The organism is Kitasatospora sp. NPDC057512 (genome assembly GCF_042802135.1).
GTDB lineage: Bacteria > Actinomycetota > Actinomycetes > Streptomycetales > Streptomycetaceae > Kitasatospora.
In genome coordinates this window covers 1-18576 of record NZ_JBHVET010000072.1, presented here as the reverse complement: position 1 = coordinate 18576, position 18576 = coordinate 1, and the positions used below count along the sequence as shown (strand labels likewise).

Annotated in this window: 16 protein-coding genes; 13 read left to right on the top strand and 3 right to left on the bottom strand. The window is 74.1% G+C overall.

Annotated features, from left to right (window positions below):
- Nucleotides 1-61: 61 nt before the first annotated feature.
- On the bottom strand, nucleotides 62-868 hold the full coding sequence (locus ACFU6K_RS07940; protein WP_380661545.1) for an SAM-dependent methyltransferase: 807 nt from the start codon (nucleotides 866-868) through the stop codon (nucleotides 62-64).
- Between the two features lie 248 nt (nucleotides 869-1116).
- Here ACFU6K_RS07940 and ACFU6K_RS07935 point away from each other — a divergent pair, with 248 nt between their 5' ends.
- The 7 genes from ACFU6K_RS07935 (at nucleotide 1117) to ACFU6K_RS07905 (ending at nucleotide 9221) form a co-directional block, all read left to right on the top strand.
- The gene (locus ACFU6K_RS07935) at nucleotides 1117-1626 is read left to right on the top strand and encodes an SRPBCC family protein (RefSeq protein ID WP_380661544.1); all 510 of its coding nucleotides are present in this window, start codon (nucleotides 1117-1119) and stop codon (nucleotides 1624-1626) included.
- Nucleotides 1627-1703: 77 nt separating this feature from the next.
- Nucleotides 1704-2921, top strand: coding sequence for a MalY/PatB family protein (locus ACFU6K_RS07930; protein ID WP_380661542.1), 1218 nt, complete (start codon nucleotides 1704-1706; stop codon nucleotides 2919-2921).
- A 272-nt stretch (nucleotides 2922-3193) separates the two neighbouring features.
- A complete protein-coding gene (gene egtA / locus ACFU6K_RS07925) occupies nucleotides 3194-4474 on the top strand; it encodes an ergothioneine biosynthesis glutamate--cysteine ligase EgtA (protein WP_380661541.1) in 1281 nt (426 codons plus the stop codon).
- Nucleotides 4471-5886 (top strand): ergothioneine biosynthesis protein EgtB, encoded by a 1416-nt coding sequence (egtB, locus tag ACFU6K_RS07920; protein WP_380661540.1) that lies wholly within the window; start codon nucleotides 4471-4473, stop codon nucleotides 5884-5886. Before egtA ends, egtB begins: the two co-directional genes overlap by 4 nt.
- The gene (gene egtC, locus ACFU6K_RS07915) at nucleotides 5886-6635 is read left to right on the top strand and encodes an ergothioneine biosynthesis protein EgtC (RefSeq protein ID WP_380661539.1); all 750 of its coding nucleotides are present in this window, start codon (nucleotides 5886-5888) and stop codon (nucleotides 6633-6635) included. Before egtB ends, egtC begins: the two co-directional genes overlap by 1 nt.
- Before the next feature lie 45 nt (nucleotides 6636-6680).
- On the top strand, nucleotides 6681-7652 hold the full coding sequence (gene egtD / locus ACFU6K_RS07910; RefSeq protein WP_380661536.1) for an L-histidine N(alpha)-methyltransferase: 972 nt from the start codon (nucleotides 6681-6683) through the stop codon (nucleotides 7650-7652).
- Nucleotides 7653-7793: 141 nt separating this feature from the next.
- The gene (locus ACFU6K_RS07905) at nucleotides 7794-9221 is read left to right on the top strand and encodes a sugar porter family MFS transporter (protein ID WP_380661547.1); all 1428 of its coding nucleotides are present in this window, start codon (nucleotides 7794-7796) and stop codon (nucleotides 9219-9221) included.
- A 114-nt stretch (nucleotides 9222-9335) separates the two neighbouring features.
- Here ACFU6K_RS07905 and ACFU6K_RS07900 read toward each other — a convergent pair whose 3' ends face one another.
- Entirely contained in the window at nucleotides 9336-10016 is a 681-nt protein-coding gene (locus ACFU6K_RS07900) for a TetR/AcrR family transcriptional regulator (protein WP_380661535.1), read from the bottom strand.
- 172 nt (nucleotides 10017-10188) lie between these two features.
- Between ACFU6K_RS07900 and ACFU6K_RS07895 the strand changes: the two genes are divergently transcribed.
- From ACFU6K_RS07895 to ACFU6K_RS07880, 4 genes are all read left to right on the top strand, one after another.
- Complete coding sequence (locus ACFU6K_RS07895) at nucleotides 10189-11352, top strand: acyl-CoA dehydrogenase family protein (RefSeq protein WP_380661534.1); 1164 nt, start codon at nucleotides 10189-10191, stop codon at nucleotides 11350-11352.
- A gap of 71 nt (nucleotides 11353-11423) precedes the next feature.
- A complete protein-coding gene (locus ACFU6K_RS07890) occupies nucleotides 11424-12623 on the top strand; it encodes a thiolase family protein (protein ID WP_380661533.1) in 1200 nt (399 codons plus the stop codon).
- A gap of 97 nt (nucleotides 12624-12720) precedes the next feature.
- Complete coding sequence (gene fabG / locus ACFU6K_RS07885) at nucleotides 12721-13479, top strand: 3-oxoacyl-ACP reductase FabG (protein WP_380661532.1); 759 nt, start codon at nucleotides 12721-12723, stop codon at nucleotides 13477-13479.
- 209 nt (nucleotides 13480-13688) lie between these two features.
- Nucleotides 13689-15059 (top strand): S8 family serine peptidase, encoded by a 1371-nt coding sequence (locus tag ACFU6K_RS07880; RefSeq protein WP_380661531.1) that lies wholly within the window; start codon nucleotides 13689-13691, stop codon nucleotides 15057-15059.
- Nucleotides 15060-15223: 164 nt separating this feature from the next.
- On the opposite strand, the gene ACFU6K_RS07875 is transcribed toward ACFU6K_RS07880, so the two are convergent.
- The gene (locus tag ACFU6K_RS07875) at nucleotides 15224-17488 is read right to left on the bottom strand and encodes a hypothetical protein (protein WP_380661529.1); all 2265 of its coding nucleotides are present in this window, start codon (nucleotides 17486-17488) and stop codon (nucleotides 15224-15226) included.
- 172 nt (nucleotides 17489-17660) lie between these two features.
- On the opposite strand from ACFU6K_RS07875, the gene ACFU6K_RS07870 reads away from it, so the two are divergent.
- Both ACFU6K_RS07870 and ACFU6K_RS07865 read left to right on the top strand, forming a co-directional pair.
- Entirely contained in the window at nucleotides 17661-18218 is a 558-nt protein-coding gene (locus tag ACFU6K_RS07870; protein WP_380661528.1) for an HAD domain-containing protein, read from the top strand.
- A 15-nt stretch (nucleotides 18219-18233) separates the two neighbouring features.
- Nucleotides 18234-18536, top strand: a complete 303-nt coding sequence (locus ACFU6K_RS07865; RefSeq protein ID WP_380661527.1) for a hypothetical protein — start codon at nucleotides 18234-18236, stop codon at nucleotides 18534-18536.
- Nucleotides 18537-18576 lie beyond the last annotated feature (40 nt).

Below are 18576 nucleotides of genomic sequence, written 5' to 3'. Positions count from 1 at the left end.
GGCCTCGCGACGGCCGCCGCGCGGGGCGTGCGGCCGTCGGTGCCCCGTCCGTCGCGTCCGCTCAAGGGCGGATCCCCACGCCCGCCACCCCGGCGATCCGCTCGGGGTGCTCACCGACCGTACCGGGCTGGTCCGGACGCCACAGCGGCAGGTGGACCACGCCCGGCTCGACCAGCTCGAAGCCGGAGAACATCGCGGTGATCTGCTCGTGGGTGCGCATGGTCAGCGGGGTCGGCGTCCGCTGGTAGAGCTTCTGGTGGTCCTCGGCCTGGTCGGGGCGGCTCTCCAGGGCGGCGTGCGAGAGCACCAGCGCGCTGCCGGGCGGGAGGGCGTCGCGGATCGTTCCGATCAGCCGCCACGGGTCGTCCTCGTCGCCGACGAAGTGCGCGACGGCGACCAGCAGCACGGCCACCGGCTCGCCGGCCGCCAGCAGCTCGGTGACCTCGGGGCGGGCGAGCAGGTCGTCGACGTCGCGCAGGTCGGCCTGGACGACGGCGCAGTCCTGGTCGTCCTCCAGCAGGAGGCGGCTGTGCGCGACGGCGACCGGGTCGCGGTCCACGTAGACGACCTTGGCCTCGGGGCGGATCGCCCGGGCGATCTCGTGCACGGCGCCGAAGGTCGGGATGCCGGAGCCGATGTCCAGGAAGCGGGTGACGCCCTGCTCGGCGAGGAAGGTCACGGCGCGGCGCAGGAAGGCGCGGTTGGAGCGCATGATCTGCGGCAGCTCCGGCCACATGGCGATCGCCTTGCGGGCCATCTCCCGGTCGACCTCGAAGTTGTGCGAGCCCCCCAGGTAGTAGTCGTAGACCCGCGCGGCGTTCGGTTTGTCCAGGTCCGTGCCCTCCGGTACCCAGCTCGGTCGCCGCATGCCTGTGACTCCTTCACTCCGGTTTCTGGGGTCGCAGCGCCCAGGGGATGCTGCCGTGACTGATGAGACTACAAGCACAGAAGATCCTCCCCCGCACCCCGAACGGGTGCAAGCGGAGTCCGTCCTTCCTCCCGAACGGGCGCATCCGGAGGGTTCACCTCCGGTTATGGGTCATGCCGGGGGCCAACTCGGCAACGGTCCAACGGCGTTCACCCCTCGGAGCGACCGGGCCGGACTAGGGTGTGGCCGTGGACCCCAACCACTACCGATTCCGGGGCGTCTGGCGGCTCGCCGCTCCGGTATCCGCCGTGTACGCGGCCCTGGAGGACGTGCGGAGCTATCCGCTGTGGTGGCCGGAGATCCGCGAGGTCCGCCCGACCGGCGAGGACTCCGGGGACGTGGTGGTGCGCGCGCTGCTGCCGTACCGGTTGGTGATCGGCCTGGCGGCGAAGCGGCGCGACCCGGCCGCCGGGGTACTGGAGGTGGCCATGCGGGGCGACCTGGCCGGATGGTCGCGGTTCACGGTGACGCCGGACCTGGTCGGCGGGGCCGACGGGCCGGGCGGACCGCGCGGGGCCTGCGGACCGGGCGGCGCGGGCAGCCGGGTGCTGTTCGAGGAGGACACCCGGCCCGGCAAGCCCCTGCTGCGCCGGCTCGCCCTGCCGCTGCACCCGCTGTTCCGGGCCAACCACGCGGTGATGATGCGCCGGGGGCGGCGGGGGCTCGCGGCGTACCTGGCGGCAACGGCGGCGGGGTGACGGGGGTCGGGCGGGGTGACGGGCGTCGGGCTGGGTGACGGGGTGACGGGCGTCGGACGACGGATGGCGGCGAACAGATGACAGACGACAACTTTCAGCGAACAGAAGACAGCTTTCGAAATCTGTCAGCTGTTCGCGGCGCCCCGGGCTTCGGCTTCGACGCCCCCTTCGACCGCACCGGCACCGGCAGCAGCAAGTGGGCCCGCGCGGGCGCCCCCGGGGCGATCCCGATGGGCCTCGCCGACATGGACCTGCCCGGCCCGCCCGCCGTCGCCGAGGCACTGGAGCGGCGCGCCCGCCACCGCGCGTACGGCTACACGGTGTGCGACCCGGTCGGCCGCGCGCTGGTGGCCGACTGGTACCGCACCCGGCACGGCGCCACGGTCGACCCGGACTGGGTCCTGCTGCTGCCCTGCGGCCCGCGCACCGCGCTGCGCGTCCTCCTGGAGGCCGTACGGCCGCAGGCCCCGGTCCTCTTCCCCACCCCCGAGTGGGGCGGCTTCGCCCAGCTCTGCCGCGCGGCCGGCCTCCCGTACCGCGAGCTGCCGCTGCACCCGCCGCACCCGCCACACCCGGGCCCGGGCCCGGGCGGCTACCGGCTCCCGTCGGACCCGCTCCCCCGCCCCGTCGGCGCCGTCCTGCTGAGCAACCCGCACAACCCCTCCGGCACGGTGTGGCCGGCCGACGCGGTGCGCGACCTCGCCGCCCGGGCAGCCGAGAGCGGTGCGCTGCTGATCTCGGACGAGGTGCACGGCGACCTCACCCACCCCGGCCGCGCCCACCCGGTCGCCGTCAACACCGCCGACCCCGCGCACCGGCACCGCGTCGTCACCCTCAACTCCGTCGGCAAGACCTTCAACTGCTCCGGCATCCCCAGCAGCTTCGCCCTCGTCCCCGACCCCGGGCTGCGCACCCGGTTCACCGAGGCGCTGGCCGGCTACGGCCTCTGGGAGGGCGGCCTGCTGGAGCAGACCGTGCAGCAGGCGGCACTGCGCGAGGGCGGGCCCTGGCTGGACGCGCTGCTCGCCCACCTGGCCACCGCCCGCACCCGGCTGACCGACCGGCTCGGACCCGCCGTCCGCTCCACCCCGCGGGCCTCCTACCTGCTCTGGCTGGACGCCGCCGCGCTCGGCCTGCCGCCCGCCGACGCCCGCCGGGCGCTGCTGGAGCGCTGCGGCCTGGAGGCCTCCGACGGCGCCGACTTCGGGCCCGGCGGCCAGGGTTCGCTGCGCCTGAACTACGCCCTGCCGGGGCCGGTGCTGGCGACCGTCCTGGAGCGGCTGGAGCGCCTGTGACCCCGGCACATGCCCCGGCCGGACGTGGCCCGCTCCCGCCCGCCGATCGGCCCGACAATCCCGGACTCACCCGTTCGCCACAGCTCTGACCTGCGAAGACGAACGTTCACACGATTTTTGCGGGGCGTCCCCGCATGCTCCGTAGCAGACTGGGCAAAGTAGACCGGGCCGCAATCGTGATCCCGAGGATGGTGAGTCCGGTGATACCGGTATCCCGCACCACTCCGCCCGACCGGCAGAGCACGCCAACACCCCCGCCCGGGGTGACCCCGTTGACCGAATCGGGGGCGCGCAGCCACGTGTCGGGCGTCTGCTTCAAGATCGGACCGCCCCGCCTGGTGGGGGTGGAGGTCGAATGGTTCGTCCATGACGATCGATGTCCATCCCGACCCGTACGGCCGGAACTGCTCCACGCCGCACTGGAGTCGCTGCCCCTGGGCGGACCGGACGGCGACTCCCTCCCCTCCGGTTCGCGCCTCACGCTCGAACCCGGCGGACAGGTCGAGCTCAGCTCCCCGCCCGCCACCGGCCTCCTGGCCTGCGTCGAGGACACCCGACGCGATCTGACCGCCCTGCGGGCCGCCTTCGCGGCGCAGGGCCTGCGACTCACCGGCACCGGGACGGACCCGTACGCCCGCCCCCGACGGATGGTGCTGGACCACCCCCGCTACCTCGCGATGGAGCGCTTCTTCGACTCCGCCGGGCCCTGGGGCCGCATCATGATGACCGGCACCGCGTCGGTGCAGGTCTGCCTGGACGCCGGCGAGACGGACGGCCCCCACGCGGTGGAGCGCCGCTGGCGACTGGCCCACCGGCTGGGCCCGGTACTGGTCGCCGCCTTCGCCAACTCCCCGACACTGGACGGTAGTTCGACCGGTCACCGGTCCACCCGGCAGGCCGTCTGGTCCCGGATGGACCCGACCCGCACCCTCGCCCCGGAGCCGGACCACGGCGACCCGCGCGAGGCCTGGGCGCAGTACGTGCTGGACGCCCGAGTCCTGTGCGTACGAAGGCCCGAGGGCCTGCCCTGGACGGCCCCGACCGGGCTGACCTTCCGCGACTGGATCCGCGGCGCGGGCGAACGCCCGCCCACCCTCGACGACTTGGACTACCACCGCACCACCCTCTTCCCGCCGGTGCGCCCGCGCGGCCACCTGGAGCTGCGGATGATCGACGCCCAGCCCGGGGACGGCTGGGTGGTGGTCGCCGCGCTGGTCACCGCACTGCTCGACGACCCGGTGGCCGCCGATGCCGCGCTGGCCGCACTGGAGCCGCTGGAACGCACCGACGGCCCGCGCCCGCCGCGCAGCGAGGTCTGGCGCCGGGCCGCCACCCTGGCCATGGCCGACCCCGAGCTGCGCCGGGCCACCCTCTCCTGCTTCGCCGCCGCCGACGCCGCACTGGGCCGCCTGCCCGGCGCCGGTCAACTGCGCAACCTCATCGCCGAGTTCGCCGAGCGCTATCCCGCGCGCGGCCGCTGCCCGGCCGACGACCAGCTGGACGCCCTGCGTTCCGGCACCCGACCCACTCCCCCGGAGGAGGCCGCACCATGACCGACGTCCGACCCCACGGGGGCACCGAGGCGGCCGGCGCGGACCGCAACACCAACCCGACCGCCGATACCGTCGCCCCTGCCATTGACACCGCCACCGCCATCGGCACCGAGGCGCTGCGCGAGAGCATCGCCACCGAGTTGCTGGCCGCCCGCGCCCGCACCGCCGCGCTGACCGACTGCGTCGACGACCGCGACCTCACCGCCCAGCACTCCCCGCTGATGTCCCCGCTGGTCTGGGACCTCGCGCACATCGGCAACCAGGAGGAGCTCTGGCTGCTGCGCAACGTCGGCGGCCGCGACCCGATGCACCCCGAGATCGATCCGCTCTACGACGCCTTCCAGCACCCCCGCGCCGAGCGCCCCGGCCTGCCGCTGCTGCCGCCCGCCGAGGCCCGCGCCTACGCCCACGAGGTGCGCGGTCGGGTGCTGGACCTGCTGGCCGCCAGCCCGCTGGAGGGTGCGCCGCTGCTGGACGCCGGGTTCGCGTTCGGGATGATCGCCCAGCACGAGCAGCAGCACGACGAGACGATGCTGATCACCCACCAGCTCCGCCAAGGCGAGCCCGCCCTGGCCGCGCCTCCGCCACCGCCCGCGCCCGCCGACGCGGCCGCCCTGCCCGCCGAAGTCCTGATCCCCGCGGGCCCGTTCACCATGGGGACGGACACCGAGCCGTGGGCACTGGACAACGAGCGCCCGGCGCACACCGTCGACCTGCCGGCCTTCCTGCTGGACACCACCCCGGTCACCAACGCCGCCTACCAGCGGTTCATCGCGGACGGCGGCTACGACGACCCGCACTGGTGGACGCCGGAGGGCTGGGAGCACCGCCGCCGCGCCGACCTGACCGCCCCGCTGTTCTGGCGCCACCGGGACGGCCAGTGGCTCCGCCGGCGCTTCGGCACGGTGGCACCGGTCGAGCCGGACGAGCCCGTCCTGCACGTCAGTTGGTACGAGGCGGACGCGTACGCCCGATGGGCCGGCCGGCGCCTGCCGACCGAGGCCGAGTGGGAGAAGGCGGCCCGGCACGACCCGGCCACCGGCCGCTCCCGCCGCTACCCCTGGGGAGACGGCCCGCCCGGCCCCGAACACGCCAACCTCGGCCAGCGCCACCTGCGTCCGGCCGGGGCGGGCAGCTACCCGAAGGGACAGTCCCCGTACGGGGTCCGCCAGTTGATCGGCGACGTGTGGGAGTGGACGGCCAGCGACTTCCGCCCCTACCCGGGCTTCCGGGCCTGGCCGTACCAGGAGTACTCGGAGGTGTTCTTCGGCCCCGAGTACAAGGTGCTGCGCGGCGGCTGCTTCGCGGTGGCGCCGGTCGCCTGCCGGGGCACCTTCCGCAACTGGGACTACCCGGTCCGGCGGCAGATCTTCGCCGGGTTCCGCACCGCCCGCGATCCGGAGTCGGACTGATGTGCCGTCACATCGCCTACCTGGGCGAGCCTGTGGCACCCAGGGAGCTGCTGGTACACCCGCCGTACGGGCTGTACCGGCAGTCCTGGGCGCCCCGGGTCCAGCAGCACGGCACGGTCAACGCGGACGGCTTCGGCCTCGGCTGGTACGCGGACGGCGACGAGGTGCCCGCCCGCTACCGCCGGACCGGGCCGATCTGGGCGGACGAGACCTTCGCCGACCTCGCCCGGGTGGTCCGCACCCGGGCGCTGCTGGCCGCCGTCCGGTCCGCCACCGAGGGCTGCGCGCCGGGCGAGGGCGCGGCCGCGCCGTTCGCCGCCGAGCGCTGGCTGTTCAGCCACAACGGCGCGGTGGCCGGCTGGCCCGGCAAGCTGGACGCGCTGGCCGCCCTGCTGCCCCCGGCCGAACTGCTGAACCTGGAGGCGCGCACCGACTCGGCGCTGCTGTGGGCGCTCACCCTGCACCGGCTGCGGGACGGCGCCGGGCCGGGCGAGGCCCTGGCGGGCACCGTCGAAGACGTCACCGCGCACACCACCGGACGGCTCAACCTGCTGCTCACCGACGGCGCCTCGATCGCCGCGACCACCTGGGGCGACACCCTGTACCACCGCACCCTACCGGGCCTCGGCACGGTGGTGGCCTCCGAGCCGTACGACGACGCGCCGGGCTGGACGCCCGTCCCCGACGGTTCGCTGCTGCTGGTGGACTCGCGCGGCGTCACCGTCCGCCGCCTCCCCGGCCGCGACTGAATCCCCACCCTTCCTTCATCTTCTGAACAGAGGAACCACCCTGTCATGGACACCTTCGAACTCACCCGACTGCTGCCCGCCGACCACTTCAGCACCGCGCTGCGCCACGACGTGCAGCACGGACTGACCGCGCGGCCCAAGTGGCTGCCGCCGAAGTGGTTCTACGACGCGCGGGGCAGCGAGCTGTTCGAGGAGATCACCCGGCTGCCCGAGTACTACCCGACCCGCGCGGAGCGGGCCATCCTGACCGCCCGGGCCGGCGAGATCGCCGCCGCCACCGGGGCCCGCACCCTGGTCGAGCTGGGCTCCGGCTCCTCCGAGAAGACCCGGCTGCTGCTGGACGCCCTGCGCGCGCTCGGCACCCTGGAGACGTACGTCCCGGTGGACGTCAGCGAGAGCGCGCTGACCGCGGCCGGAGCCGCCATCTCCGCCGAGTACCCCGGGCTCGCGGTGCACGGCGTGCTCGCCGACTTCACCGCCCGGCTCGGCCTGCCCCCGGAGGGCGGCCCGCGCCTGGTCGCCTTCCTCGGCGGCACCCTCGGCAACCTGCTGCCCCTGGAGCGCGCGGCCTTCCTGCACGGCCTGCGCGCCGCCCTCGACCCGGGCGACTTCCTGCTGCTCGGCACCGACCTGGTCAAGGACCCGGCGGTGCTGGTCGCCGCCTACGACGACTCCGCCGGGGTGACCGCCGAGTTCAACCGGAACGTGCTGAACGTGCTCAACCGCGAACTGGGCGCCGACTTCGACCCGGACGCCTTCGAACACGTCGCGCTCTGGGACGCCGAGCAGGAGTGGATCGAGATGCGGCTGCGCTCGCTGCGCGCGCAGTCCGTGAAGATCCCGGCCCTGGACCTGCCGGTGCACTTCGCCCGGGGCGAGGAGCTGCGCACCGAGGTGTCGGCGAAGTTCCGCCGGGAGCGGGTGGCCGCGGAGCTGGCGGCGGCCGGGCTGCGGCTGAGCCACTGGTGGACCGACCCGGAGGGCCGGTTCGGACTCTCGCTCGCCTCGCCGGCCTGACCACCATGCCTGAACGGCCCAATTTGCTTGTTCACCTTACGAATTCTCAGAGCAAAAATTGAGGTTCCCGGTGTACAAGACTTAAACGAATAGGGGTTACGATCTCGGCTACCGAGCTCAGCGTTGAGTACCAGGAGTCAGATCGTGAGCGTCACCCAGAAGCCCTCCGGGGCGGTCGAGGCCCCCGCGCCCGGCCGCCTCGGCTTCGTCGTCTTCATCACCGCGGCAGCGGCCCTCGGCGGCTTCCTGTTCGGCTACGACAGCTCCGTGATCAACGGCGCCGTCTCCGGCATCCAGGAGAAGTTCGGCGTCGGCAGCGGCGTGACCGGCCTGATCGTCTCCTCAGCCCTGCTGGGCTCGGCGGTCGGCGCGGCGTTCGCCGGACGGTTCGCCGACCGGTACGGCCGCATCAAGGTCATGAAGGCGGGCGCCCTGCTGTTCGCGATCAGCGCGGTCGGCTCGATGCTGCCGTTCTCCGCCTGGGACCTCGCCCTCTGGCGCGTCCTCGGCGGCGCGGCCATCGGCATCGCCTCGGTGATCGCCCCGACCTACATCGCCGAGGTCGCGCCGACCAAGTACCGGGGCCGGCTGGCCTCCTTCCAGCAGGCCGCGATCGTGCTCGGCATCGCGATATCCCAGCTGGTCAACTGGGTACTGGCGCAGGCGGCCGGCGGCGACACCCGCGGTCAGCTGCTGGGCCTGGAGGCCTGGCAGTGGATGCTCGGCATCTGCGTCGTCCCGGCCGCGGTCTACTTCGTGCTCGCCTCGGTGATCCCCGAGTCCCCGCGCTACCTGATCCAGGCCGAGCGCCTGGACGACGCCCGCAAGGTGCTCGCCGAGGTCGAGGGCGAGGGCGTGGACACCGACGCCCGGATCGCCGAGGTCCAGGCGCTGATCGCCTCCGACCACCGCCCGCGCTTCCGCGACCTGCTCGGCGGCCGCTTCGGCCTGCTCCCGATCGTCTGGGTCGGCATCGGCCTGTCGGTCTTCCAGCAGCTGGTCGGCATCAACGTGATCTTCTACTACTCGTCGATCCTGTGGCAGTCGGTCGGCATCGACCAGGGCAACTCGCTGCTGATCAGCTTCGTCGGCTCGGTGATCAACATCCTCGGCACCGTGATCGCGATCGTGCTGGTGGACCGGGTCGGCCGCAAGCCGCTCGCCCTGATCGGCTCGGCCGGCATGGCGGTCGCGCTCGGCACCGCCGGCTGGGCCTTCTCCTCGGCCACCGGCAGCGGGGACAACCTCACCCTGCCCGACCTCCAGGGCACCGTCGCACTGGTCGCCGCCAACGCCTTCGTGCTGTTCTTCGCGATGTCCTGGGGCGTGGTCGTCTGGGTGATGCTCGGCGAGATGTTCCCGAACCGGATCCGCGCCGCCGCGCTCTCCGTCGCCGCCTCCGCGCAGTGGATCGCGAACTGGGTGATCACCGTCTCGTTCCCGTCCATGTCGCGCTGGAACCTGTCGGCGACCTACCTGATCTACGCCGCCTTCGCGGCGCTCTCCATCCTCTTCGTGGCGAAGTTCATGAAGGAGACCAAGGGCGTCCGGCTGGAGGACATGGGCTGACCCGCCCATCGGCCCCCTCGGCCCCTCGGCCCCCGTACGCCCGGCGCGATCAGCGCGGGGTGGCGGGGGCCGAATCGTTTCCGCTCGGCCGGGCCGGGCGGCTCGGGTCTCGCCTCAGGGCCGCTCGGCGAGCCGGGCGTAGCGCAGGGCGAGCCCGTCGAGCAGCGCCTCCAGCCCGGTCTCGAAGGCGCCCTCGTCCACTGTCCCGCGGTGCCCCGCCAGCCGGTGCGCCTCGCCCAGGTGCGGGTAGTCGGCCGCGTCGTAGACCTCGGCGTCGGCGGGGAAGCCGGCCGCGAAGGAGGCGAGCGCCGAGCCGGTGACGAAGTAGCGCATCAGCGCGCCGATCCTGGTCGCCTGGCCGCGCGGCCACCCGGACTCGACCAGGTGGCCGAAGACCGCGTCGGCCAGCCGCAGGGCGTTCGGCCGGCGCCCGGGGCCCTGGGCGAGCACCGGGACGATGTTGGGGTGGGCGGCCAGCGCGGCACGGTAGGAGCGGGCCCAGTCGCGCAGCGCGTCCGGCCAGGAGCCCCCGTTGGCCCCGGTGGTGCCGACGGCCCCGGCGGCCCCGGTGGTGCCGAACATCGACAGGTCGACCTCGCCGATGACGCTGTCCACCACCGCGTCCAGCAGTTCGTCCTTGGTGGCGAAGTGGTTGTAGAGCGAGGGCCCGCTGACCGACAGCTCGGTGGCGAGCCGGCGGGTGGAGAGGGCGTCCAGCCCCTCGTCGTCGATCAGCCGCAGCGCGGCGGCGACGATGCGCTCGCGGCTGAGCAGCGGGGTGCGTGGACGGGCCATCGCGGCGGGTGCCTCCGGTTCCTCCGGTCGGGTGCGCTGGGGACCGATTCTGGCAGGTGCCCCTTCCCAGCGCGGGCGGGGCGGGGCTACAGTCCCCCCATAAAACTTGCAGCGCTAGTTTAATGGGCCCGGCCCCGGATCCGGGGGCCCGGACACCGATTCGGGAGCCGCCGTGAACCTGGAGTTGTCCGAGGAGCAGAGCGCCGTCCGGGACCTCGCCGCCTCCTTCACCGACCGCGAGGTCGTGCCCCACGCCGCCGAGTGGGACCGCGCCGAGTCCGTCGACCGCGCGATCATCGGCAAGCTGGCGAAGGTCGGCTTCCTCGGGCTGACCATCCCGGAGGAGTACGGCGGCAGCGGCGGCGACCACCTGGCGTACTGCCTCGTCCTGGAGGAACTCGGGCGCGGCGACTCGGCCGTGCGCGGGATCGTCTCGGTCTCGCTCGGCCTGGTCGGCAAGTCGGTCAACGCCTTCGGCACCGAGGAGCAGAAGCGGCACTGGCTGCCCCGGCTCACCTCGGGCGAGGCGCTCGCCTGCTTCGCGCTCACCGAACCGGGCACCGGATCGGACGCCGCCAACCTCACCACCCGGGCCGTCCGGGACGGCGGGGACTGGCTGATCAGCGGTGCCAAGACCTTCATCACCAACGGCACCTGGGCCGACGTCGCCCTGGTCTTCGCCCGCACCGGCGGCGACGCACCCGAGCAGCGGGGCCACCGGGGCATCACCGCCTTCCTGGTCCCCACCGACCTGCCCGGCTTCACCCGCACCGATATCCACGGCAAGCTCGGCCTGCGCGGCCAGGCCACCGCCGCCCTCTCCTTCGAGGACGTCCGGGTGCCGGACAGCGCCCGGCTCGGCGAGGTCGGCAAGGGGTTCACGGTGGCGATGGCCGCGCTGGCCAAGGGCCGGATGTCGGTGGCGGCGGGCTGCGTCGGCATCGCCCGGGCCTGCCTGGAGACCGCCGTCCGCTACGCGGGCGAGCGCGAACAGTTCGGCAGGCCGATCGCCTCGCACCAGCTCGTCCAGGAGCTGCTGGCCGGCATCGCCGTGGACGTCGAGGCGGCCCGGCTGCTCACCTGGAAGGTCGCCGACCACATCGACCGCGGCCTGCCGTTCGCCACCGAGTCCTCCGTCGCCAAGCTGTACGCCAGCGAGGCCGCCGTCCGGGCCGCCAACAACGCGCTCCAGGTCTTCGGCGGCTACGGGTTCATCGACGAGTACCCGGTCGGCAAGTACCTGCGCGACGCGCGGGTGATGACCCTCTACGAGGGCACCAGCCAGATCCACCAGCTGCTCATCGGACGCGCCCTCACCGGCGTCAACGCCTTCTGACGCCGGCCCGCCGCCTGCCCCGCTCCCGTCCCGACCCCTGCCACCCGTTTCCCGACAAGGAGCCCGACGACGTGCGTCCCGTCTACTTCGCCGCCGCCCGCCGCACACCCATCGGCCGACTGCGCGGCGCACTCGCCACGGTCCGCCCGGACGACCTCTCGGCCACCGTGCTGCGCGCCCTGCTCGCCGACGTACCCGCGCTCGACCCGGCCCGGATCGACGACGTCTACTGGGGTGCCGCCAACCAGGCCGGCGAGGACAACCGCAACGCCGCCCGGATGGCCGTGCTGCTGGCCGGCCTGCCGGAGACCGTCCCCGGGGCCACCGTCAACCGGCTCTGCGCCTCCGGCCTGGAGGCCGTCACCCTCGCCGCCCGGGCCATCGGCTCCGGCGAGGCGGACGTGGTGCTGGCCGGCGGCTGCGAGTCGATGACCCGCGCCCCGTTCGTCCTCCCCCGCCCCGACGAGGCGCTGCCGCACCGGATGGAGACCTTCGACACCCGGCTCGGCTGGCGGCTCACCAACCCGCGGATGGCCGAACTGCACGGCGTGCTCAGCATGGGCGAGACCGCCGAGGAGGTGGCGACCCGGTACGGCATCGACCGGGAGCGTCAGGACGCCTTCGCGCTGCGCAGCCACCAGCGGGCCGGCGCCGCCCGCAAGGACGGGCACTTCGACGCGGAACTCGTCGCGGTCGAGCGGCCGGACGGGGTGACGGTGGGCCGCGACGAGGGCATCCGCGAGGACACCAGCCTGGCGAAGCTCGCCGGCCTCAAGCCGGTGTTCCGGCCCGGGGGCACGGTCACCGCCGGGAACGCCTCGCCGATGAACGACGGCGCGGCCGGGCTGCTCCTGGTCGGCGAGGAGGCGCTGCGCGACCTCGGGCTGCAGCCGCTCGGCCGGTACGTGGCCGGCGCCTCGGCCGGGGTGCACCCGGACGTCATGGGCATCGGCCCGGTCCCGGCCACGGCGAAGGTGCTCGCGCGGGCCGGCTGGTCGCTCGCCGACCTGGACACCGCCGAGCTGAACGAGGCCTTCGCGGCCCAGGCGCTCGCCTCCGCCGACGGCATCGGGTTCAGCCCGGAGCGGGCCGAGGAGGTGGTCAACCCCAGCGGCGGCGCGATCGCGCTCGGCCACCCCCTGGGCGGCTCCGGCGCCCGCATCCTCACCACCCTGCTGCACCGGATGCGCCGTACCGGTGCCCGGCGCGGTCTGGCCACCATGTGCGTGGGCGTGGGGCAGGGTACGGCCGTGCTGGTCGAGAACGCCTGACGACCGGCGCTCCTCCTCCATCGATCCAGACCTCTGTTGATCCGAGCCTCCAAGGCCCGGACCGACCTTCAAACCTCCAGACTTCCGAGGAGTTCACATGACGCGGTTCGCGGGGAAGGTCGCCGTGGTGACCGGCGCGGCGCAGGGCATCGGGGCGGCCACCGCCCGCCTGCTGGCGGAGGAGGGCGCGGCGGTCGCCGTCGTCGACCTCACCGCCGAGCGGGCGGCCGGGACGGTCGCCGAGATCACCGCCAAGGGCGGCACCGCCCGGGCGTACGGCTGCGACGTGGCCGACTACGACGCCGTGGAGGCGGTGTTCGCGCAGGTCGCGGCGGACCTCGGCGGGGTGCACATCCTGGTCAACAACGCCGGGATCACCCGGGACAACCTGTTCTTCAGGATGCCGAAGGCGGACTGGGACGCGGTGCTGACGGTCAACCTGACCAGCGCGTACAACTGCAGCCACGTCGCGCAGAAGTACATGGTGGCGCAGAAGTACGGGAAGATCGTCTCGCTCAGCTCGCGCTCCGCCCTCGGCAACCGGGGCCAGGCCAACTACGCGGCCGCCAAGGCCGGCATCCAGGGCCTCACCGCGACCCTGGCGATCGAGCTCGGGCCGTTCAACATCAACGTCAACGCCGTCGCGCCCGGGTACATCGCCACCGCGATGACCGCGGCCACCGCCGAGCGGGTCGGCAGCAGCGCCGAGGAGCACCAGACCGAGGTCGCCGCCCGGACGCCGCTGCGCCGGGTCGGGCAGCCGGAGGAGATCGCCTCGGTCGTCGCCTTCCTGGCCAGCGAGGAGGCCTCCTACGTCAGCGGGCAGACCCTGTACGTCAACGGCGGGGCGCGCTAGGCGCTCGTCTGACGTGTCGTCATCTCGCCGTCCCGGGTGGGAGGTTACTTTCCCCTGGGACGGCCTTTACCTTTTCGCGTGGCCGAGTATGACCATGTCCTTGATCACATGGCCCCACTAAATGACTATGGCATGATCATGCAGCTCTCGATGGGATGGCCGCACCGACCCGACCGAACCAGGTCGGGCCCTGCGCCCCAAGGAGTCCCATGGGCAGCCCCGCCACCCTCCGCCGCGCCCTGGCCCTGCTCGCCGTGGGGGCCACCGCCCTCACGGCCGGTACCGTCGCCGTGCCGGCCGCCGGCACCGCGATCGCCGCCCCCGGGCACGATCTCGCGGGCGTCCACGTCCGCCCCGCCTCCTTCGGGCACCACAACGCCCAGGGCCGCCCCGCCCCGCTGAGCACCACCCAGTGCGTCAGCCAGGTCGGTATCCACTGCTACTCGCCGTTGCAGTACCGGACCGCCTACAACCTGGACCCGCTGTACCAGGAGGGCATCACCGGCAAGGGCCGCACGATCGTCATCGTCGACTCCTTCGGCTCGCCGACCATCCAGCACGACCTGGAGGTCTTCGACAAGCAGTGGGGCATCCCGGACACCAACGTCGAGGTGGTCAAGTGGGGCAACGTCCCCACCTGGGACCCGAAGAACCCCGACCACACCGGCTGGGCCGGCGAGACCACCCTGGACGTCGAGTACGCCCACGCGATCGCCCCCGACGCGCACATCATCCTGGTCGAGACCGGCGTCGCCGAGACCGAGGGCACCACCGGCCTGCCCGAGATGATGGACGCCGAGAAGGCCCTCATCAAGGCCGGCCGCGCCGACGTCATCTCGCAGAGCTTCGGCGCCACCGAGAACACCTTCCCGGGGTACGACAAGGGCGACTTCAAGTCGCTCACCGACCTGCGCTACGCCTTCCAGGCCGCGGCCGACCACAACGTGACGGTGCTCGCCGCCTCCGGCGACAACGGCGCCACCGACGCCCAGGAGAACGGCACCGACCTGTTCCCGTACAAGGTCAACTCCTGGCCGTCCTCGGACCCGCTGGTCACCTCCATCGGCGGGACCCAGCTCACCCTGGACGACAAGGGCAACCGCACCGCGCCCGACAAGGTGTGGCACGACAAGTCCGGCGCCGGCGGCGGTGGCGTCTCGGGCATCTTCGAGCGTCCGTGGTACCAGGCCGGCGTCGCCAACGTCACCGGCAACCACCGCGGCACCCCGGACATCAGCATGAGCGCGGCCGTGGACGGCGCCGCCTGGACCTACGAGTCCTACGACCCGACCTCGGTCGGCTGGCACCTCACCGGCGGCACCAGCGAGGCCACCCCGCTGTTCTCGGGCGTCGTCGCGCTCGCCGACCAGCTCGCCGGCCACCGCCTCGGCCAGCTCAACTGGCGCCTGTACGGCATGAACCTGCTGCCGAGCAAGTGGAGCGGCATCGTGGACGTGAAGCAGGGCGACAACGGCTGGAACGGCGTCACCGGCTACAACGCGACCGAGGGCTACGACCTCGCCAGCGGCCTGGGCACCATCGACGGCGCGAAGTTCGTGCACGCGGTCGCCGGTCGGTGAGCGGGCGGGTCACCGGGTGACGGGGTGACGGGGTGACAGGTAACAGACGACAGCGAACAGCGGACAGACTTTGAAATCCGTCCGCTGTTCGCTGTTCTCCGTCTGCTGTCATCCGTCCGCCGTCGGCTGTTCCCCGGCGGCGGCTCTCCACCGACCGCCGGTTGTCAGCCGGTGGCGGCCAGCTGGGCGAGGTAGCGCTCGGCGGCGCGGAGCTTGCGACCGTCGGGGCCCGGGAGGTGGGCGCGCAGTTCGATGATCTCCGGGGCGATCCGGATGGCCTCCGCACGATCGGCGATCGCGCGCCAGCAGGCCTCGGCGTTGGTGGCCGCCCGCTGGGTCTCCACGTGGTCCGGGCCCTGCGAACGGAGCAGAGTCAGCGCCACCTCGCGGTAGATGTCCGCGGCTTCGGCCGACCGGCCCGCGAGCCGGCAGACGTGCGCCCGGACCTGCCGTACCTGCAGCACCGGCTCGGAGACGGCACCGTGCTCGGCGATCGCCTCCAGTTCGAGGGCGAAGGCCAGGTCGGTGGCGGCGGCGTGGTCCCCGGCCTCGGCGCTGCGGACGATCCGTCCGATGACCTCGCGGTAGTCCGCGCGCGGCGGACCGGCCGCAGCGGCCTCGTCGGCCGGGGCATCGGCAGGGGCGTCACTCGGGGCGGACGGCGCGTCGGCGGACGGCGCGTCGGCGGGAGCGTCCTCGGTCGGCGCTCCGTCCTGCGGCGCGGCGTCGGCCGGCACCTCGTCAGCAGGTGCCTCGTCCGCCGGAACGACATCGGCGGGCGCCTCGTCCGTCGGCGCGGACTCCACCGGGACGGCGTCCCCGGGCTCCCCCGCAGCCTCGGGCGCCTCCTCGACGTCCTCCCCGATCGCGTCCTCGGCCGCCTCCGCGCTCGTCTCCGCGCTCGTCTCCTCGGCCGTTTCCTCGACCACCGGCTCGACCACGGCCCCGACCGCCTCCGCCGCGGCTTCGGCGGCCACCGCGGCGTCCTCCTGCGGGAGTTCGGGCTCGGCGGCGGTGTCGTCCACCGGCTCCGGCCGGGACTTGAGGAGCGTGACGCCCGCCGGGGACGCGCTGTCCTCGGGCACGGCGTCGGCCGGGGCGGGCTTGCGCAGGGTCACGCCCGGCGCTTCCACGCTCCCGCCCGCCTTCAGCAGGCTGACCGGGCGGGCCGGCCGCGGCGGGGTGGGCGGTACGCCCGGCTTGACCAGGCTGACCGGACCGCCCGCGGCCACCGGAGACCCGGCGAACGCAGCGGACCCGACCGACCCGGCCGACGGCGCGGGCGCCCCGGCCGGGGCCGGCACCGGCCACTCGGGGGCGGCGTCCCGGGGCTCCGCCGGACGCGGCAGCGGCGCCACCGGGGGCGGCGGCGCGTCGGAGGGCGCCGTACCGGCGGTCGGCAGCGGCGCCGCCTCGGTCGGCAGGCCCTCGCCGCGACGGGCGGTGTTGCGGAAGAACGGCCGGTCCGGGGCGTGCGTGGCCAGGATGACCACGTCCGGCCGCAGCACCGAGTACACCTGCTGACGCAGTTGCTCCGGCGCGAGCACCTCGCCCGCGCCGGGCCGCCCGCCGTGCAGCGCCTCGATCAGGGCGCGGGTGAAGGTGCCGATCTGCTCCGGGTCCGGGCTGACCACCGCCCAGAGCGGGATGCCCTCGCTGAGCGGCGAGACCGTGCCCTGGAGGTACGGCCAGGCGTTCTGGTCGGCGCTCAGGTCGGCGATGACGAGGGTCTGCCACTCGGCCGGACGGTGGCTCAGCTCGGCGGCGACGGCCTGCCAGGGGAGACCGTCCTGCTTGGCGTCGCGCAGGGTCAGCTGGAGCTGCCCGCCGCGCTTGTCGGCGACGACGTGGCCGCCCAGGTGGATCAGCAGCGGTCCGGGGTGCCGGGAGGCGGCGCGCAGGTGGGCGAGGACGGTGTGCGGGTCCCCGGCGCCGGGGAGGTGGACGGCGTCCACCGCGTCCGCGGCGAGCAGCACCTGCGGCGAGACGGCGGCGAGCATCGCCGAGAGCACGGGGGCCTGGGTCGGCCCGCCGCGGCCCCAGGTGCGGCGGCCGGAGGTGCCGTACCCGCCCTCGATGACCAGGATCCGTCCGCGCGGCGCGGCACCGAGCCCGCCCGCGCCGTGCCCGCCCGTACCGGCAGCGGCGCTCGGCGCCGCGCTCTGGACCGGGAACGGCGGCGGGGTCGCCGAGGACGCGGCCCCGGCGGCGGGCAGCCCGGTGAGGGTCCATCCGGTGGGCGGGACGGGCGGCACGACCGGAGGTGCGGGCGGCGGCACGACCGGGGGTGCGGGCGGCGGCTCGTACAGCGCGGCGGGACCGGGCGGGTGCTCCTCGGCCGGGAGGCGCGGGGGCGGCGGTACGGCGTCCCAGGGACCCGAGCCCCCGGCCGGGTCGGGACCTCCGGAAACCGCTGTCGTCTCCGCCATCTCCTGGTCACCGCCCCGCCCCGCCGCTCCCGCGGCGTCTGATGCCCTCGCCTGCGTGGTGCCTGCCACCACACTCCGTGCGCGCCACCCTACGAGATCCCGGCTCGCCCGTTCCAGGCCGGGTGGCCGATCGGCGCGCCACACCGCCCGCGCCGCCCGCTAAGGTGCCGTCATGATCGATACCGATCGCCCTCTGCTCTTCCTCGACGTGGACGGTCCGCTGATCCCCTTCGGGGACCCGCCGCCGGGCGGCTACCCCGTCCACCGCAGCCCGTACGTCCCGGCCGACACGACGCCGGGCGGGAATCCGCTGATCGCCCGTGTGGACCCGGAGTTGGGGCCCCGGCTGCTGAGCCTGCCGGCCGAGCCGGTGTGGGCGACCACCTGGCTGGAGGACGCCAACGACTGCCTCGCGCCCTGGCTCGGCCTGCCCCGACTGCCCGTCGTGGACTGGCCGGTGGACGACTCCGACAACGCGGAGAACGCGGAGAACGCGGACACCAGGGACGCCGCGCACCCGCCGGTGGGCCTGCACTGGAAGACCCGCACGCTGGTCGCCTGGGCGGGCGGGCGGCCGTTCGCCTGGGTGGACGACGAGATCACCGGGGCCGACCGCCGCTGGGTCGCCGCCCACTCCCCGGCCCGCGCCCTGCTCCACCGGGTCGATCCCCGACGCGGGCTCACCGAGGCGGACTTCGCCGCGCTGGACACCTGGCTGCGAGCAGCCTGACTACACTGCCCCGCCATGGAACTCGTCGCCGGAGCACCGTCCCGCTGGCATCTGTCCCTGCACGGCGGGGCGTTGGTCGAGCTGTGGGCGGACGGGTACGGCGTCGAGGGCGGGACGTACGTGTTCAGCTCGCTCGTCCGGGCGACGGCGGAGGAGCAGGAGCAGGTCGAGGTGGTCGCGCGGACGCCGGCGGACGACCGGCGGGTGCTGGTGGCCGTGGCACGCGTTCCGGAGGCCGTCGTCCAGGACGTCCACTCGGCCGCCGAACCGGCGCGCCATGGCACCTGTGCCTGCCGGCCCTTCTCCTGGGAGAAGTGACCGCTCCCGGAAACCCGTCCGGCCACCCCTGGAGCAGGAG

Bases quoted from the DNA above. Each gene is read 5' to 3' on its own strand.
- ACFU6K_RS07940 (WP_380661545.1), bottom strand. From the start codon at position 868: ATGCGGCGACCGAGCTGGGTACCGGAGGGCACGGACCTGGACAAACCG.
- ACFU6K_RS07870 (WP_380661528.1), top strand. From the start codon at position 17,661: ATGATCGATACCGATCGCCCTCTGCTCTTCCTCGACGTGGACGGTCCG.
- fabG (WP_380661532.1), top strand. From the start codon at position 12,721: ATGACGCGGTTCGCGGGGAAGGTCGCCGTGGTGACCGGCGCGGCGCAG.
- egtD (WP_380661536.1), top strand. From the start codon at position 6,681: ATGGACACCTTCGAACTCACCCGACTGCTGCCCGCCGACCACTTCAGC.
- ACFU6K_RS07930 (WP_380661542.1), top strand. From the start codon at position 1,704: ATGACAGACGACAACTTTCAGCGAACAGAAGACAGCTTTCGAAATCTG.
- ACFU6K_RS07865 (WP_380661527.1), top strand. From the start codon at position 18,234: ATGGAACTCGTCGCCGGAGCACCGTCCCGCTGGCATCTGTCCCTGCAC.
- ACFU6K_RS07900 (WP_380661535.1), bottom strand. From the start codon at position 10,016: ATGGCCCGTCCACGCACCCCGCTGCTCAGCCGCGAGCGCATCGTCGCC.
- egtC (WP_380661539.1), top strand. From the start codon at position 5,886: ATGTGCCGTCACATCGCCTACCTGGGCGAGCCTGTGGCACCCAGGGAG.
- egtB (WP_380661540.1), top strand. From the start codon at position 4,471: ATGACCGACGTCCGACCCCACGGGGGCACCGAGGCGGCCGGCGCGGAC.
- ACFU6K_RS07875 (WP_380661529.1), bottom strand. From the start codon at position 17,488: ATGGCGGAGACGACAGCGGTTTCCGGAGGTCCCGACCCGGCCGGGGGC.
- ACFU6K_RS07880 (WP_380661531.1), top strand. From the start codon at position 13,689: ATGGGCAGCCCCGCCACCCTCCGCCGCGCCCTGGCCCTGCTCGCCGTG.